Source organism: Chromobacterium sp. IRSSSOUMB001 (assembly GCF_023507765.1).
GTDB lineage: Bacteria > Pseudomonadota > Gammaproteobacteria > Burkholderiales > Chromobacteriaceae > Chromobacterium > Chromobacterium haemolyticum.
In genome coordinates this window covers 131,425-145,583 of record NZ_JALCYU010000004.1, presented here as the reverse complement: position 1 = coordinate 145,583, position 14,159 = coordinate 131,425, and the positions used below count along the sequence as shown (strand labels likewise).

Genomic DNA, 14,159 nt, shown 5'->3' with positions numbered 1-14,159 from the left:
AGTTGCCATGCAAATACCTTCTTTACAATCACTGCCGATTGCCAACGCGGGGGCTTCTACGCCGCGGCAGCAAACGGTGGAACTGGCGCAGAGTGGGCAAGGGGCCGATAAGGCTGCTTCCGCCTTGCCGGATAATGCTCAGGCTGTCGCCGCCGCTGGGCAGGCGCAGCAGCAGCAAGCGCAGAACACCGCGGCCAAGGAAAAACCATCGGTTACCGAGCAGCTGCAGTCATCGTTGAAGCAGCTGAATAGCGTCGCCTCGCTGTACAATAACCAGCTGGAGTTCTCAGTGGACAAGGACACTGATTTGCAGGTGGTGAAAGTCGTGGACAAGGAAACTCAGAAGGTGATCCGGCAGATCCCTTCCGAGGATGCCATCCGGATTGCCAAGGCGATCGGCGACTTCAAGGGCATGCTGCTGAAGGACAAAGCTTGAGTCCCAGGAGCGGCTCAACAAAATACACATAAAGGGTGATGAACATGGCAGGGATAACAACATCGGTCGGCTCGCTCGACGTCCAAACCATCGTAAGCCAACTGATGGCGATCGATTCCCGGCCATTGGTCGCCAGTCAGAAGAAACTAGACGGCTACAATACCCAGCTCAGCGACCTTGGCAAAATTGGCTCTGCTTTGTCCGCACTGCAAAGCGCGATCACCAGCTTGTCGACGGGATCGTTCTTGCAAGCGTTCAAGGTGTCATCCAGTGATACTTCGGTAGCCGGGGTCAGCACCACCTCCGGTGGTGTAAACGGAACTTATGTCGTCAACGTAGCCAAACTGGCAACCTCCCGGCAACTGGTTTTCGACCAGTTTAACGGTGTAGATATCAAGGACGCGCAAGCGGAAATCACTGGCGCGCCTGATGAATTAAAGTTCACCATCAACGGTAAGGAACAGACGGTCAAGTTGCGGGATAAGCCCGGCGACAAAGTTACCCTGCAGTCCATTTCCGACAAGATCAACGCCGAGGGCATGGGGGTTAATGCCTCCGTTGTGAAAAACGGTGATAACTATAAGCTGGTGGTGGCGTCGACCGCGTCCGGCACCGACAATAAATTCACCATCAGCGCTGGGGGCACCGATTCGGGTTCAACTAGTGGTTCGACGCTGGCGGGTTTGACGCAAAGTCCGACCGCCGCTAATGAGTCCAAGGACGCTGGCAATGCTGACTTGACCGTGAACGGCGTTCAGGTGTCTTCCGGTAGTAATAAAGTCAGCAATGCGATTCCAGGGGTTGAGCTGGATCTGTACAAAGGCGGGGCAGGCGTTTCCACTACGGTGACTCTGAATCAGGACACTGCGGGGATCGGTAAGAATCTACAAAGTTTTGTCGACGCGTATAATCAAGTGCTGAGTTCGATCAAAGACGCGCGTGGCGGCAGCATGAAGGGCAATGCTTCGGTTTTGTCGATTCAGCAAAAACTACAGGATGTGTTGACCAAGTCTATCCCGGGAGTCGATCCGGTTAACTCCTATGCATACCTGTCCCAGGTCGGGATTGCCATTCAAAAGGACGGTACTCTCAAGCTGGATCAGACCAAGTTCAACGATGCTCTGAAAAAAGATCCGACCGCGGTCAAAAATCTTTTCGGAAATACCAGCACTACCGGGATTGCGCAGTTGTTGAATAAAGAAATCAATAGCCTGCTAGGCCCCACCGGAGTCGTGGAAAGCAGCAAGACTTCTATCAATACGCGCATCAGCACCGAGAAAGCCTCGCAGGATGCGTTGACTGCCCGGCTCGCTGCGCGGCAAAAACAATATATCCAGCAATACACCGCACTGAACTCGACATTATCTAAAATGACCGCTGCCACCAATAATCTTAGCGGTTTGATGTCTCAAGTATGAATTTGGTCTCTCGTCATGACTTTACGCTGAGGTCGGATCGGGCTGAAGCGCCCGTCGGTCTAGCTCTGTTGGTGGTAACATTATGCTGAACTCCAGAATGTTGAAGCAATTCAACAAGGCTTATGAAAATGACGCCTTGAAGGCCGCGGTATACGGCGCCAGTCCGATTGGGATCGTGGTCATGCTGTACGAAGGCGCGATCAAGGCGATCATGACCGCCAGTATTGCGATCGAGGCACAGCGTTTCGATGAAAAGGCGCGCATGATTTCGAAGGCGATGGACATCATCGAAGGCCTACGCATCGCTTTGGATGTCGAGGCCGGTAGCGAGGCCGCAGTCAATTTGAACGAGCTATACCTCTATATGAAGACGCGTTTGGGGCGGGCCAGCCTTAAGAACGATCTGGAAATCCTGGCTGAGGTACGTGGGTTGTTGGAAACCATTCTTCCCGCTTGGCAGCAGGTTGACCGTAGCCAGCCCGCGGCCAGCGCGGCGGCGGGCGCATGACGACGAAGACGCGCGCGACGGCCTTGGTCCAACTGGTGGCGGAATTGGAGGCCTTGACGCTCCAGGTGTCCGCCGCGGTGTCCGCCAAGGACTATGAGCGTTTCAGCGCCTTGCAGGCGCAGCAGGAAAAGCTGATGTCCCGGCTGCTGACTTCGCTGACCCAGGAGGCGCTGTCAGGCCTGGAGGGGACTCAGCGCGACAGGCTGCGCGAACTGGTGCGGCGGCGCGAGGCCATCCAGGCCGATCTGGCGCAATGGTCGGAGGCGCTTCGCTCGGAACTGGTGCTGATCAATCAGAATTCCCGAGTGCTCAAACACTATCGTTGACCTCAAGCCGCCGCGATTGCCCAGCCAGGACGACGGGGGAGATTTGATGGCGGGTTGGCCTTGGGTTGTTGGAGGTTTCGCCATAAAATTAAGTCATGGCGGAAACTTTTCCATGGGGAACCAAGATGTCCGGCACCTTCTTCCCATACCTGATGGTTGTGCTCTGGCTGATGCTGGCCATGGCGGTAGCGTATGTTTACTGGCGAGTGCTGCGCTTGGAAACCAAACGCGACAGTTTGACCACCATGTATCTCGACCAGCAGCAACAGCAGATCAGCGCTATGCAGCGGGATATGTCGCGCCTATTGTCCCGCATGGAGCAGCAGGCTCACGGGGATGTCGGACTCAGCCCTTACAATCAAGCTATCGAGATGATACGCCAGGGCCTGACGGCTTCCGAAGTGGCCTCCCGCTGCGGCATTTCCCGCAGCGAGGCCGAGTTGATCGTTTCCCTGTATCGAAATAGTCCCACCTCATGATTCCGTCGATCAATACCGGCGTCTTGCCGGCGCAGCAGATCAACCCCTCGCAGCTGTTGGGCGAGGGCGCCAAGCTGTTGCTGGAAACCGCGACCCTGCCCAGCCGGTTGCCGACGCTGCTGCTGGGCGAGCAGGTGACCGCGCGCGTGGCGGACCGGCTGGACAATAACCAACTGGCGGTATTGATCAAGAATTCGCTGTTCACGCTGAACCTGCCTCAAGGCGCGACGGTGAGCGGCGACACCTTGCAGCTGAAAGTGGCGTCCTTGCAGCCGGCGCTGACCTTTTTGCTGCAGGACGGCAGCAAGGAGAGCACGGAGCAAAACAAGGCCAGCTCGGTGCAGGTGGCCCTGAGCCCTGCCTCCAAGTATCTGACCCATTTGTTGTCCACCCAGACCAGCGACGCCGGCAAGCCGGTGCTGGTCAACGCGGCGCAGCAGCCGCCGCCCAAGGTGGCGGAGGATTTGCAGCAGGGCGTGGCCAAGAGCGGGCTGTTTTATGAATCTCATCTGAAGGACTTCGCCGACGGCCGCACCAGCCTGGCCGAGATCAAACAGGAACCGCAGGCCAAAATGAGCCAGACGTTGGCCAGCTCCGAGCACGCGGCTGCCAGTGCGCGGCCGCAGGCTCCGACTCAGGAATTGGGCAATCTGGTGCAAAGGCAGCTCAATGGCCTGGAAAACCAGCAACTGCAGTTTCAGGGCATGGCCTGGCCCGGCCAGCCGATGCAGATGGTGATAGAGCAGGAAAAGACCGAGGCCGACCGCGAGGGCAACGGCCAGCAGGAGATGCAAGCCTGGTCCACCAGCCTGTCCCTGAATCTGCCAGCGCTGGGCGGCATGGCTGCGCGCATCCGTCTGGTGGGCCAGACCGTGCAGGTGTCTTTTGCCGCCGAAGACGAACAGGCGGGACAGCTGATCACCCAAAACGCCAGCCGGCTGGAGGCGGGTTTGGCCTCGGCTGGTCTGGCTTTGGCCAGCTTGGTGGTGAAGGACGATGGCGCGGCCGCCGAGTGAGGACAAGCGCCGCTCGGCGGTGGCTTTGTCTTACCAGGAGGGGCATCGTTCTCCCAAAGTCGTCGCCAAGGGCTATGGCGAGCTGGCCGAGCGCATCATCGACCGCGCGCGGGAAGCCGGCGTGTTTGTCCATGACTCCCCGGAGCTGGTGTCCTTGCTGATGCAGGTGGACCTGGACAAGAATATCCCGCCGGAACTCTACCGCGCGGTGGCCGAGGTGCTGGCCTTCGTCTATTTTCTGGAGCATCACGCCTCCGGCAAGGATTATGAGTTCGAGGCCTGGTTGGGCGGGCGCAAGCCGGCGCCCTTGCCCGAGCCCTGATTTCCCTCCGCCGCGCGCTGGCGTTGCGGCGCGCTTCCCCTTATCCTCGATGAATGTCGTCGTTTTCATCTTGGAGTCGCAAATGAAAGTCGGTTATATCGGTCTGGGCATCATGGGCCGTCCCTGCGTATTGAATCTACTGAAGGCGGGCCATCAGGTGGCGGTGTGGGCGCGCAGCCGCGAACGGGCGGAGGATGTGTTGCAGGCCGGCGCCAGTTGGGCGGCCAGCCCGGCCGAGCTGGCAGGCCAGGTTGAGCTGTTGATCACCAATGTGTCGGATACCGCGGATGTTGAGCAGGTGTTGCTGGGCGAGGAAGGCGCGGTTCACGGAGCCGGCGCGGGCCTGGTATGCGCCGATATGAGCACCATCGCCCCCAATGGCGCGCGCCGCATTGCGGAAAAGTTGGCGTCTTTCGGCGTGGACTTCCTGGACTGCCCGGTTTCCGGAGGCGAGGTGGGCGCTGTCAACGGCACGCTAACCATCATGGTGGGCGGCAAGGCGGAAGCCTTGGAGCGGGCGCGGGCGGCCTTGCAGGCCATGGGGCAAACCATCACCCATATCGGCGCCAGCGGCGCCGGTCAGGTGGCCAAGGCCTGCAATCAGATCGCGGTCGGCGTCGGGGTTGCCGCGGTGGCGGAAATCATGAAGCTGGCCCAGGCCTGCAATGTTGATCCCGCGCCGGTACGAACGGCCTTGCTGGGCGGTTTTGCGCAGAGCAAAGTGCTAGATATCCACGGCCAGCGGATGATAGATGACAATTACGCGCCAGGCTTCAAGGCTAAGTTGCACGCCAAGGACATGCGCATCGTGCTGGAGACGGCGCGCGAGCAGGGCATCCGTTTGCCGGAAGCCGAACGGGTATCGGGCCTGATCGATCAGCTAGTGGCCGAGGGCGAGGGCGAGTTGGATTCGTCGGCGATCGCCAGGTTGATCTGGCGGCAGAACTGAGCCGGCGGAAAAGAGTCTGTTCCCGATCTAGCGAGCACGAGCGAGACAAGGCGAAAACAAGCAAAAAAGCGGAATGGTCGAGGGGGACATGAGCGTTTTGAGCTTGTTTTCGCCGTATCGACGCAGCGCAGCAGATCGGGAACAGGTGCTTAAGAAAACGGCGAGGCTCAGCCTCGCCGTTTTCAAACAGCGGTGAGACCTGAGGACGCCTCAGGCGACTTTGTCCTTCAACTGCTTGCTGGGCAGAAACACCACTTTACGCTTGGCGGCGATCTCGATGGTTTCGCCGGTCTTGGGGTTGCGGCCGGTTCGCGCGGCGCTTTCCTTGACTTTGTACTTACCCACCACGGTGGTGATTTCATCGCCCTTGGCCAACGCGTTTTGCAGCACTTCATCAAAAGCGCCCAATACGCGGAGCACGTCGGCCTTGCTCAGGCCGGATGTTTCCGCCAATGCCGCGATCAGTTCTGCTTTGGTCATGTCTTGGTCTTTCCCTAAGGTCTAGGAACGCTTGCTGCGGCGGCTTTGGCCGCCGGCGCCGTGCTTACTCGATATTCTGGATCTGCTCGCGCATCTGTTCGATCAGGACTTTCAGCTCCACCGAGGCTTGGGTGGTTTCGGTGGATACCGATTTGGACCCGAGAGTGTTGGCTTCGCGGTTCAGTTCCTGCATCAGGAAGTCCAGGCGTTTACCGGATTGACCGCCGGCCTTCAGGATGCGGCGCACTTCGCTCAGATGGGTGCTGAGGCGGGCCAGTTCTTCGTCGACGTCTATCTTCTGCGCGAACAGCGCGAATTCCTGCTTCAGCCGGTCTTCGTCGATATTGCCCAGCGCTTCTTGCAGGCGGCTGGACAGTTTGGACATATGAGCGTCCAGAATGGCCGGCAGCTTGGGTTTGATGGCGACAACGATGGCTTCCATGCCGGCGATGCGCTCCTCCAGCACCACCTTCAGCTTTTCACCTTCACGGCTGCGCGAAGCGTTGAAGTCCTTCAAGGCCACGGTGAGGCTTTCCGTGCACAGTTGTTGCAGCACTTCCGGCGCCAGTTCGTTGGTTTTCATCACGCCAGGCCAGCGCATCAGTTCGCCTACGGACAGGCCGCGGTTCTCCCCCGCCTGCTCGCGCACCTGCTGGGAGACTTCGATCAGGCGCTGCAGAACGCTCTGATTCAGTTCCAGCGTCGGCACGGCGCTGTCCACCTGATTGATGCCGACGCGGCATTCCAGCTTGCCGCGGCTGACTTTGGCGGAAATCAGCTCGCGCAGTTGAGGTTCTATCACGCGCAGCTCTTCCGGCAAACGCATTTGCAGATCAAGGTAGCGGTGGTTGACCGAGCGAATTTCTAGGCTAAGCAAGCCGCCGGGAAATTCCCTGCTGGTTGCGGCAAAGCCTGTCATACTTAAAATCATCAGACACCCCCTTAGATGAGCGGATTGTTTACATTCTCAAGGCTGGGCCCGAATTGCTTTGCTAAGCTCAATCCAAGGCCTGTGGACACTATAACAACTGACATCCCATGACTCAATCGAACCAGCAGACAGCCCTGCCGGCCGGCTCCCGGCTGGGGGAGTACACGATTGTCCGCCAACTCTCTGTGGGCGGCTTCAGCGTTGTCTATCTGGCCTTGGACGATCAGGACAATAAGTTCGCGATCAAGGAGTACTTGCCGCGCAATCTGGCGCTGCGGGACGAGGATGGGCACGTGACGGTGCCGCACGAGCTGGATCGGGAGGCTTTCAATCTGGGCTTGAAGTGTTTCTTTGAAGAAGGGCGGATTCTCTCCGGCATTTCCCACCCCACCGTGGTGCGCGTGATCAATTTCTTTCGCGCGAATCAGACGGTTTACATGGTGATGGAATATGCCGACGGTCGTTCGCTGGTGCGCGAGTTGGAGCTCGCTGGCGGCCGGCTGGACGAGCGGCGTTTGCGCAAATGGTTCGCCGCGCTGTTGTCCGGGCTGCGCGAAGTTCATCTGCAGCGCCTGCTGCATCTGGACATTAAGCCGGCCAATATCTATGTACGCCGCAACGGCGCGCCGTTATTGCTGGACTTTGGCGCGGCCAGGCAGACTTTGTCGCGCCGCGACAAACATTTCGCCTCGATGTACACCCCCGGTTTCGCTGCGCCCGAGCAGTATGAGAAAGATGCGCCGCTTGGGCCCTGGACTGACATCTACGCCTTGGGTGCCTGTCTTTATGCCTGCATGGGCGGCGGTACGCCGCAGATTTCCAAGGAACGCAAGGAAAGCGACAGGCTGACGCCGGCGAGCAAGGCGTTTCGTCATTTGTATTCCCGCGAGTTGCTGGAGTTGACCGACCAGTGCCTGGCGCTGTCTCCGGAAGAGAGGCCGGCCACGGTGCCGGGGATGCAAAAGCGTCTGATGGCGGAGGAGTACAGTCCGCCTGAAGAGTTGGCGGGCAGTAAGTGGGTGGGATGGATAAAAAACCTGACTGGCGGACGCTCATGATGAGGGGATCGGCATGAAACTATCCATTTATCAGGAAAGCCGAATCGGCGGGCGGGCGTATAACCAGGACAGGTTGGTGATTGCGCATTCTCGCGATGCCGTGATGCTGGCGGTGGCGGACGGCATGGGCGGGCATTTGCGTGGAGAGGTGGCGGCGCAGATCACGGTTGATCTGCTCAGCGAGTTGTTCTATCAGCAAGCCACCCCGCTTTTGACGCATCCCAACCGTTTTCTGGTCAACGCGGTGAGCACCGCGCATCAGGTTATCCTCGACTACGCCGCAGATCATAGGCTGCCTGAGGTGCCAAGTACCACGGTGGTGGCCGCCATCATCCAGCAGGGTCAGTTGTATTGGTGTCATGTAGGCGATTCCCGGCTCTATCTGCTGGATGATAAGGGGCTGCGGCTGCGTTCACGCGACCATTCTCAGGTGCAACGCCTGATCGATCAGGGCCAGTTGAGCGAGGATGCCGCCAAGGTGCATCCGGAGCGTCACAAGATCTACAACTGTCTGGGGGCGGCCAGCGATCCGGACATCGATGTCGGCGAGAAACAGAGCGTGGGCGCGGGGTGCTCCATCCTGCTGTGTTCAGATGGCCTGTGGTCGCAAGTCATGGACCCCGAACTGGAAAAGGTGTTTGTCCGACGAAACGTCAGCCAGGTGTTGCCGGCGTTGATGAATGTGGCGGAACGCCGCGCCGGCGCGGGAGGAGATAATTTGTCCGCGGCGGCGGTGACCTTGCTGGACGAGACGCAGGACTACGGCGAGCGCGAAGACGTGCTTGACACCGAGAAGGCGACACCGCGTCAGCTGGGACGGATGATTCTGGATTCCAACCTGGAAACCATGCATCAGGAGATTCTGGCCAGCCGGGTAGCGGGCAAGCACGACTGAGCGCCTGCGCCGGCAGCGACGACTGTTATAATCGTCGGCATTTCCCGTTCTGGACGATGACATGATGCGACCTTCCCAACGCCCCGCCGATGCTCTGCGCACGGTGCGGATCAGCCGCCATTACCTCAAGCACGCCGAAGGCTCGGTGTTGATTGAGTTTGGCGATACCAAGGTGATTTGCACCGCCAGCGTGGACGACGGCGTGCCGGGCTTCCTGAAGGGCAAGGGCCGCGGCTGGGTAACGGCCGAGTACGGCATGTTGCCGCGTTCCACGGGCTCCCGCATGCGGCGAGAGTCTTCCGCCGGCAAGCAGTCCGGCCGTACTCAGGAGATCCAGCGCCTGATCGGTCGTTCGCTGCGCGCGGTGGTGGATCTGGAGAAGTTGGGCGAGCGCCAGATCCAGATTGATTGCGATGTGATCCAGGCCGACGGCGGCACCCGCACCGCCAGCATTACCGGCGCTTATGTGGCTTTGGCCGACGCGATCGGCCTGCTGCTGCGCGAGGGCAAGCTGAGCGAGAATCCGCTGCGCGACCAGGTGGCCGCGATTTCGGTCGGCTTGTATCAGGGCGTGCCGGTCTTGGATCTGGATTACGCGGAAGACTCCAACTGCGACACCGATATGAATGTGGTGATGACCGGCGACGGCCGTTTTGTTGAAGTGCAGGGCACGGCTGAAGGCGAGCCGTTTGGCGATCAAGAGCTGCAGGCGATGCTGGGCCTGGCGCGCGCCGGAATCGGCGAATTGGTGGCTTTGCAGCGCCAAGCGCTGGCGGAGTGAGTCAAGCCCAGTTCAATAAAAAAGCCCCGGAAACGGGGCTTTTTTCATGGCTTGGCGCTCTTGCGAATGAACTGCTGCAGCGCATCGTAGAACATCGGCGCGCTGACGCTCATATTGTCTTCTTGTTTGCGTCGCGCGGCGACGGGGGCGGAGCTTTGCACCGCGACGATCACGGGCTGTCCCGGCCCCATCACGAACACAGGCGAGCCGCTATTGCCCTCCAGGGTGTCGCAGCGGTGCGTCAGCCGGCCGTCCGGGCGCAGTTTGGTGGCTTTGCAGGCGTTATGCACCAGAAGGTGCTTTTGATCGTCGATGGGGTAGCCGCCTTGGGTCAGCGTCCAACTTTGCTGATTCAGCAGTTCGCGCAACTGTTTGGCGTTGCCGCTGAAGACCGGCAATACGCCCTGGGTATCGCCCAGCGGGGTGGCCAGGCGCACGAAGGCGAAGTCGCGCGGCGCGATGCGCGGGGGGATGTAGAGCCCGTCCGCCCGGCGGTCCAGGCCTTTGAGGAAGCTCTTGTCCACCTGAACTTCCAGGATTTTGCTGCGGGCGGTGTATTCGTCGCCCCACAGGCCGACGGTGAAGCTGACGGCAGGGTCGAACCGGCCTTTCTCGTCAACAAAGCAATGCCCTGCGGTCAGCACCACGTCGCGGGCCACTAGCGCACCGGTGCAAATGGTGCGCGAACGAGTTTGCAATTGCCCTACCGCAAGCCAGGGTTGATGGTCGGGGCGGGTGCGGACGCGGTCGTCCTGGCCGAAGAACAGGACTTTGTGTTCCGCGGAGATCTTGGGGGCGGCGGAAGCCAGCGGAGCCAGCAGCAGACTGAGGACAAGCAGGAGGAGTTTCATCGAGTGTGGCCTTGCAAATGAAAACGGGGCGCCGAAGCGCCCCGAATTATGTGCGATTGCCGGAGGTGCCGGCAATGCTCGCCGCCTGATTACTTGGCAGCGGAAGCAGCTTTTTTGGAAGCTTTCTTCTCGGCTTTCTTGGCCGGAGCGGAAGCTTCTTTCTTAGCGGCTTGGGCTTTCTGAGCAGCGGAAGCCTCTTTCTTGGCTACGTGCTTTTTGTGCTTTTTAGCGGCTTTTTTGGCCGGGGCGGAAGCGTCGGCTTTAGCGGCCTGGGCTTTCTGAGCAGCGGAAGCTTCTTTCTTAGCAGCGTGCTTTTTGTGCTTTTTAGCGGCTTTTTTGGCCGGAGCGGAAGCGTCGGCTTTAGCGGCTTGAGCTTTCTGAGCAGCGGAAGCTTCTTTCTTAGCTACGTGCTTTTTGGCTTTTTTGGCTTTTTTCGGAGCGGAAGCGTCGGCCTTGGCGGCTTGGGCTTTCTGAGCGGCGGAAGCTTCTTTCTTAGCTACGTGCTTCTTGGCTTTTTTAGCTTTCGGAGCGGAAGCGTCGGCCTTGGCGGCTTGGGCTTTCTGAGCGGCGGAAGCTTCTTTCTTAGCGTGCTTCTTGGCTTTTTTAGCTTTCGGAGCGGACGCGTCGGCTTTAGCGGCTTGAGCTTTCTGAGCGGCGGAAGCTTCTTTCTTGGCTACGTGCTTCTTGGCTTTTTTAGCTTTCGGAGCGGAAGCTTCAGCTTTGGAGGCTTGAGCTTTCTGAGCGGCGGAAGCTTCTTTCTTAGCTACGTGCTTCTTGGCTTTTTTAGCCTTCGGAGCGGAAGCTTCGGCTTTGGCGGCCTGAGCTTTTTGAGCAGCGGAAGCTTCTTTCTTCGCTACTTTTTTCTCGGCTTTTTTAGCCTTGTGGATAGCAACCGGGGCGGAAGCAGCAGCTTTTTCAGCGGCGAAGCCGTTAACGGACACCAGGCTGAAAGCAGCGGTCAGAGCAAGCAGAGCCAGCTTTTTCATTTATGAAACTCCTAAGTTTCTTGGATTGGTATGAAAGTGGACACATAGTCCTTTTCAGGCCGAAATGCTAACCATGACAAGGGGCTGAGTCTATGCTCTCTGTGTATCCCAATGTTACGAAATGTACATGCGGGGTGGCGGCGGGGTTCAGATCGGCCAGCGGAACAGGAAGCGCGCGCCGCCCAGCGGCGAGCTTTCCACTTTGACTTCTCCTCGGTGAGCGCGGGCGATGCCGGCGACGATGGCCAGGCCCAGACCATGACCGCCGGTTTTGCGGCCGCGGCTTTCGTCCAGCCGCACGAAGGCGTCGAATACCCGGCTGCGATCCTGTTCGGGGATGCCGGGGCCGTCGTCGTCCACCATGATGATGCAGTGGCGCTGCTCGACGATGATGCTGGTTTGCACCAGGCGGTTGGCGTGGCGGCGGGCGTTGGACAGGAAGTTGTCCAGCACCCGGGTCAGCAGGTGTTCGTCGGCGGTGATGGCCAAGCTGGCTCCGGCGGGCTCCAGCCATTGAATGTCCTGAGTCAACGCGGCTTGGCCGGCGATGCGGTCCTTGGCCCAGGGAATGGCGTCGAAGCTGCTGAGCTTCAGAGGCGCTTCCGGCCGGTCCAGCCGCGCGTGCAGCAGCAATTCTTCTACGAGTTTGTCGATGGCGGACAAGTCGCGTTCGATCGCCTGCCGCTCCGGGCTGCTCTCGTCGCCTTCCAGCAGTGCCATCCGGTAGCGCAGCCGCGCCAGCGGCGTGCGCAGCTCATGGGCCACGGCGTTGGTCAGCGTTTTCTTGCTGTTGATCAGCGCGGCGATATTGTCGGCCATGTGGTTGAAGGCGACGCCCAACTGGCTGACGCCGGAGCGCGGCGGCAGGTCGACGCGGGCGGAAAGGTTGCCGCTGGCCAGCTTGCCGGCGGTCTGTTCCAGCGCTACCAGGTCGCGCCAGTGCGGACGCATCCACAGGAAAACCGGGATCGCCAGCGACAGGCCGATGAAGCCCAGCAGCGCGTAGTCGAACCATTTGAGCTGATGCAGGAAAAAGAGGTAGCGCAGCGGGCCGGCCACCAACAGGTAGTTGCTGTCCTCCAGTTTTTGCAGGAATACGTATTTGTCTTCCAGCATCACGATTTCGCCGCGGTCCAGCGCCTGCTTGGATTCGTCGTCCAGCAGATAGCTGCTCATTTTTTCCACTTTGACGCGGAAGGTGAAGCCGTGATCGGAGTTGGCCAGCGTTTCGCTCCAGCGGTCTTCCGGCACGCCGCGCAAGTCGGCTTCGATCAGCGACAGCGTGGTGCGCAGCAGATCGGACAGATAGCGCTCGCCCACATCGTCCACCGCCTGTTTGTAGACCGCGCCGACCAAGACCACCGCCACCAGGAAACAGGTCATCAGCAGCAGGTAGAACTGGATGAACAATCGGCGCATGCGCGCTTACTCCCAGCCGGACAAGGAGAACAGATAGCCGCGGTTGCGCACGGTCTTGATGCGGAACGGCTCGCTGGGGTTGTCGCCCAGTTTTTTGCGCAGCCGCGAGATGGCCACATCTATGCTGCGGTCCAGTCCGTCGTAGCTGACGCCGCGCATTTCCTTGAGCAGGATATCGCGGTTCAGGGTTTCGCCGGCGTGGCTGGCCAGCAGCCACAACAGATCGAAGTCCGAGGTGGACAGCGGAATCTTCTCGTTGGCCAGCGTCACGTCGCGGCTGATCGGATCTATGGCCAACTGACCGAACACCACTTTCCGGGTGCCCGACTTGGGCGCGGAGGCGTCGGCGTTGGCTGGAGCGGGCCGCAGATTGCGCAATTGGGCGCGCAGCCGCGCTACCAGCACGGAGGGTGGCGTGGTTTTCAGAATGTAGTCGTTGGCGCCCAGTTCCAGGCCCAGAATCTGGTTCATATCGCTGTCCAGCGAGGTCAGCATGATGATGGGGCCGTCAAACTTGGGGCGCAGCTCGCGGCAGATGGAGAGACCGTCCTTGCCGGGCAGCATGATGTCCAGCAGCACCAGATCCGGCGCTTCGCGGGCTATGGTGTCCAGCGCGGCGTCGCCGCGCGGTTCCACCACCACGTCCATTTCATGACGGGACAGGAAGTCGCTGATCAGCTCGGCCAGGTCGGCGTCGTCTTCTACAAACACGATGCGGTGAGTCATGCCTTGCATCCATCTATTCAGTGGTCAATCCGCGAAGTATCGCCCGAGCCGCCGCGCGCTTCAACTGCAAGCACGGTCAGGACGGTGTTGTTCCCGCCTGGCGCGCAGGCGATTTCCGTTTCGAAGCGGAAAATCCACCGGTCCACAGTTGGCGGCGGCTTGATTACAGTTTCTCGACATCGCCAACCGTTTTGCAAAGGAAACCCCATGAACGATCAAGTCCATCTCATCGCCGTCGACCAGGCCGCTATCCGCCGTCTGGCGGACCAGGTCTTGGGGCAGGTTCCCGCCTTGCTGGACGCGGCCGGCAAATATTTGACCGAGGTTCAGCAGCAGAAGCTGGATTCGCATGTGCAGGCGATGGCGCGCCGTTCCTTGACCGGAGAGGGCCTGCCGGATTTCGACAAGAGCCTGTTCGACGAGATCTCGGACACTACGCGGCGTTTGTCCGCCGCGGTGGTGGCCCTGTTCGGCAACCTGCCGGAAGAAGAAGCGCTGCTGCTGTCCATTCATTTCGAGATGGCCAAGAACAAGGCCTGAAGTCCGCCGTGCAAAGCTAGAGAGATAGAGGAGAAGAC

General features: G+C 59.8%; 18 protein-coding genes. 12 read left to right on the top strand and 6 right to left on the bottom strand.

Features of this window, described 5'->3' with window-relative positions:
- Positions 1-7 precede the first annotated feature (7 nt).
- The 8 genes from MOV80_RS06765 to MOV80_RS06730 all read left to right on the top strand — a co-directional run bounded on the left by MOV80_RS06765 (position 8) and on the right by MOV80_RS06730 (position 5,454).
- Positions 8-436: a flagellar protein FlaG gene (locus MOV80_RS06765; protein ID WP_019100108.1), complete on the top strand. Its 429-nt coding sequence runs from the start codon at positions 8-10 to the stop codon at positions 434-436.
- Positions 437-480: 44 nt separating this feature from the next.
- Positions 481-1,854: a flagellar filament capping protein FliD gene (gene fliD / locus MOV80_RS06760; RefSeq protein WP_043591150.1), complete on the top strand. Its 1,374-nt coding sequence runs from the start codon at positions 481-483 to the stop codon at positions 1,852-1,854.
- A gap of 97 nt (positions 1,855-1,951) precedes the next feature.
- A complete protein-coding gene (gene fliS / locus MOV80_RS06755; RefSeq protein ID WP_019103817.1) occupies positions 1,952-2,362 on the top strand; it encodes a flagellar export chaperone FliS in 411 nt (136 codons plus the stop codon).
- On the top strand, positions 2,359-2,688 hold the full coding sequence (locus MOV80_RS06750) for a hypothetical protein (RefSeq protein ID WP_019103816.1): 330 nt from the start codon (positions 2,359-2,361) through the stop codon (positions 2,686-2,688). The genes fliS and MOV80_RS06750 overlap by 4 nt, the downstream gene beginning before the upstream one ends.
- Before the next feature lie 125 nt (positions 2,689-2,813).
- Positions 2,814-3,167: a DUF2802 domain-containing protein gene (locus MOV80_RS06745; protein WP_039756323.1), complete on the top strand. Its 354-nt coding sequence runs from the start codon at positions 2,814-2,816 to the stop codon at positions 3,165-3,167.
- Positions 3,164-4,183, top strand: a complete 1,020-nt coding sequence (locus MOV80_RS06740) for a flagellar hook-length control protein FliK (protein WP_019103814.1) — start codon at positions 3,164-3,166, stop codon at positions 4,181-4,183. The genes MOV80_RS06745 and MOV80_RS06740 overlap by 4 nt, the downstream gene beginning before the upstream one ends.
- On the top strand, positions 4,164-4,505 hold the full coding sequence (locus tag MOV80_RS06735) for an EscU/YscU/HrcU family type III secretion system export apparatus switch protein (RefSeq protein ID WP_019103813.1): 342 nt from the start codon (positions 4,164-4,166) through the stop codon (positions 4,503-4,505). Before MOV80_RS06740 ends, MOV80_RS06735 begins: the two co-directional genes overlap by 20 nt.
- Before the next feature lie 82 nt (positions 4,506-4,587).
- A complete protein-coding gene (locus MOV80_RS06730) occupies positions 4,588-5,454 on the top strand; it encodes an NAD(P)-dependent oxidoreductase (protein ID WP_118268292.1) in 867 nt (288 codons plus the stop codon).
- A 210-nt stretch (positions 5,455-5,664) separates the two neighbouring features.
- Here MOV80_RS06730 and MOV80_RS06725 read toward each other — a convergent pair whose 3' ends face one another.
- Both MOV80_RS06725 and MOV80_RS06720 read right to left on the bottom strand, forming a co-directional pair.
- Positions 5,665-5,934: an HU family DNA-binding protein gene (locus MOV80_RS06725; protein ID WP_019103810.1), complete on the bottom strand. Its 270-nt coding sequence runs from the start codon at positions 5,932-5,934 to the stop codon at positions 5,665-5,667.
- Positions 5,935-5,998: 64 nt separating this feature from the next.
- Positions 5,999-6,865, bottom strand: coding sequence for a YicC/YloC family endoribonuclease (locus tag MOV80_RS06720; protein WP_039756321.1), 867 nt, complete (start codon positions 6,863-6,865; stop codon positions 5,999-6,001).
- A 107-nt stretch (positions 6,866-6,972) separates the two neighbouring features.
- Between MOV80_RS06720 and MOV80_RS06715 the strand changes: the two genes are divergently transcribed.
- The 3 genes from MOV80_RS06715 (at position 6,973) to rph (ending at position 9,599) form a co-directional block, all read left to right on the top strand.
- On the top strand, positions 6,973-7,923 hold the full coding sequence (locus tag MOV80_RS06715; RefSeq protein WP_019103808.1) for a serine/threonine-protein kinase: 951 nt from the start codon (positions 6,973-6,975) through the stop codon (positions 7,921-7,923).
- Between the two features lie 13 nt (positions 7,924-7,936).
- Positions 7,937-8,818 (top strand): protein phosphatase 2C domain-containing protein, encoded by an 882-nt coding sequence (locus MOV80_RS06710; protein ID WP_019103807.1) that lies wholly within the window; start codon positions 7,937-7,939, stop codon positions 8,816-8,818.
- Between the two features lie 64 nt (positions 8,819-8,882).
- The gene (rph, locus tag MOV80_RS06705; RefSeq protein ID WP_051002765.1) at positions 8,883-9,599 is read left to right on the top strand and encodes a ribonuclease PH; all 717 of its coding nucleotides are present in this window, start codon (positions 8,883-8,885) and stop codon (positions 9,597-9,599) included.
- 44 nt (positions 9,600-9,643) lie between these two features.
- On the opposite strand, the gene MOV80_RS06700 is transcribed toward rph, so the two are convergent.
- The 4 genes from MOV80_RS06700 to rstA all read right to left on the bottom strand — a co-directional run bounded on the left by MOV80_RS06700 (position 9,644) and on the right by rstA (position 13,581).
- A complete protein-coding gene (locus MOV80_RS06700; RefSeq protein ID WP_107731520.1) occupies positions 9,644-10,450 on the bottom strand; it encodes a trypsin-like serine protease in 807 nt (268 codons plus the stop codon).
- An 89-nt stretch (positions 10,451-10,539) separates the two neighbouring features.
- Positions 10,540-11,436, bottom strand: coding sequence for a hypothetical protein (locus tag MOV80_RS06695; protein WP_118268290.1), 897 nt, complete (start codon positions 11,434-11,436; stop codon positions 10,540-10,542).
- Positions 11,437-11,583: 147 nt separating this feature from the next.
- Positions 11,584-12,855 (bottom strand): two-component system sensor histidine kinase RstB, encoded by a 1,272-nt coding sequence (gene rstB, locus MOV80_RS06690; RefSeq protein WP_019101597.1) that lies wholly within the window; start codon positions 12,853-12,855, stop codon positions 11,584-11,586.
- Positions 12,856-12,861: 6 nt separating this feature from the next.
- Positions 12,862-13,581, bottom strand: a complete 720-nt coding sequence (gene rstA / locus MOV80_RS06685; RefSeq protein WP_043591144.1) for a two-component system response regulator RstA — start codon at positions 13,579-13,581, stop codon at positions 12,862-12,864.
- Between the two features lie 207 nt (positions 13,582-13,788).
- Between rstA and MOV80_RS06680 the strand changes: the two genes are divergently transcribed.
- Entirely contained in the window at positions 13,789-14,121 is a 333-nt protein-coding gene (locus tag MOV80_RS06680; protein WP_081574177.1) for a hypothetical protein, read from the top strand.
- The last annotated feature ends 38 nt before the right edge of the window (positions 14,122-14,159 follow it).

Bases quoted from the DNA above. Each gene is read 5' to 3' on its own strand.
- MOV80_RS06765 (WP_019100108.1), top strand. From the start codon at position 8: ATGCAAATACCTTCTTTACAATCACTGCCGATTGCCAACGCGGGGGCT.
- fliD (WP_043591150.1), top strand. From the start codon at position 481: ATGGCAGGGATAACAACATCGGTCGGCTCGCTCGACGTCCAAACCATC.
- fliS (WP_019103817.1), top strand. From the start codon at position 1,952: ATGTTGAAGCAATTCAACAAGGCTTATGAAAATGACGCCTTGAAGGCC.
- MOV80_RS06750 (WP_019103816.1), top strand. From the start codon at position 2,359: ATGACGACGAAGACGCGCGCGACGGCCTTGGTCCAACTGGTGGCGGAA.
- MOV80_RS06745 (WP_039756323.1), top strand. From the start codon at position 2,814: ATGTCCGGCACCTTCTTCCCATACCTGATGGTTGTGCTCTGGCTGATG.
- MOV80_RS06740 (WP_019103814.1), top strand. From the start codon at position 3,164: ATGATTCCGTCGATCAATACCGGCGTCTTGCCGGCGCAGCAGATCAAC.
- MOV80_RS06735 (WP_019103813.1), top strand. From the start codon at position 4,164: ATGGCGCGGCCGCCGAGTGAGGACAAGCGCCGCTCGGCGGTGGCTTTG.
- MOV80_RS06730 (WP_118268292.1), top strand. From the start codon at position 4,588: ATGAAAGTCGGTTATATCGGTCTGGGCATCATGGGCCGTCCCTGCGTA.
- MOV80_RS06725 (WP_019103810.1), bottom strand. From the start codon at position 5,934: ATGACCAAAGCAGAACTGATCGCGGCATTGGCGGAAACATCCGGCCTG.
- MOV80_RS06720 (WP_039756321.1), bottom strand. From the start codon at position 6,865: ATGATTTTAAGTATGACAGGCTTTGCCGCAACCAGCAGGGAATTTCCC.
- MOV80_RS06715 (WP_019103808.1), top strand. From the start codon at position 6,973: ATGACTCAATCGAACCAGCAGACAGCCCTGCCGGCCGGCTCCCGGCTG.
- MOV80_RS06710 (WP_019103807.1), top strand. From the start codon at position 7,937: ATGAAACTATCCATTTATCAGGAAAGCCGAATCGGCGGGCGGGCGTAT.
- rph (WP_051002765.1), top strand. From the start codon at position 8,883: ATGCGACCTTCCCAACGCCCCGCCGATGCTCTGCGCACGGTGCGGATC.
- MOV80_RS06700 (WP_107731520.1), bottom strand. From the start codon at position 10,450: ATGAAACTCCTCCTGCTTGTCCTCAGTCTGCTGCTGGCTCCGCTGGCT.
- MOV80_RS06695 (WP_118268290.1), bottom strand. From the start codon at position 11,436: ATGAAAAAGCTGGCTCTGCTTGCTCTGACCGCTGCTTTCAGCCTGGTG.
- rstB (WP_019101597.1), bottom strand. From the start codon at position 12,855: ATGCGCCGATTGTTCATCCAGTTCTACCTGCTGCTGATGACCTGTTTC.
- rstA (WP_043591144.1), bottom strand. From the start codon at position 13,581: ATGACTCACCGCATCGTGTTTGTAGAAGACGACGCCGACCTGGCCGAG.
- MOV80_RS06680 (WP_081574177.1), top strand. From the start codon at position 13,789: ATGAACGATCAAGTCCATCTCATCGCCGTCGACCAGGCCGCTATCCGC.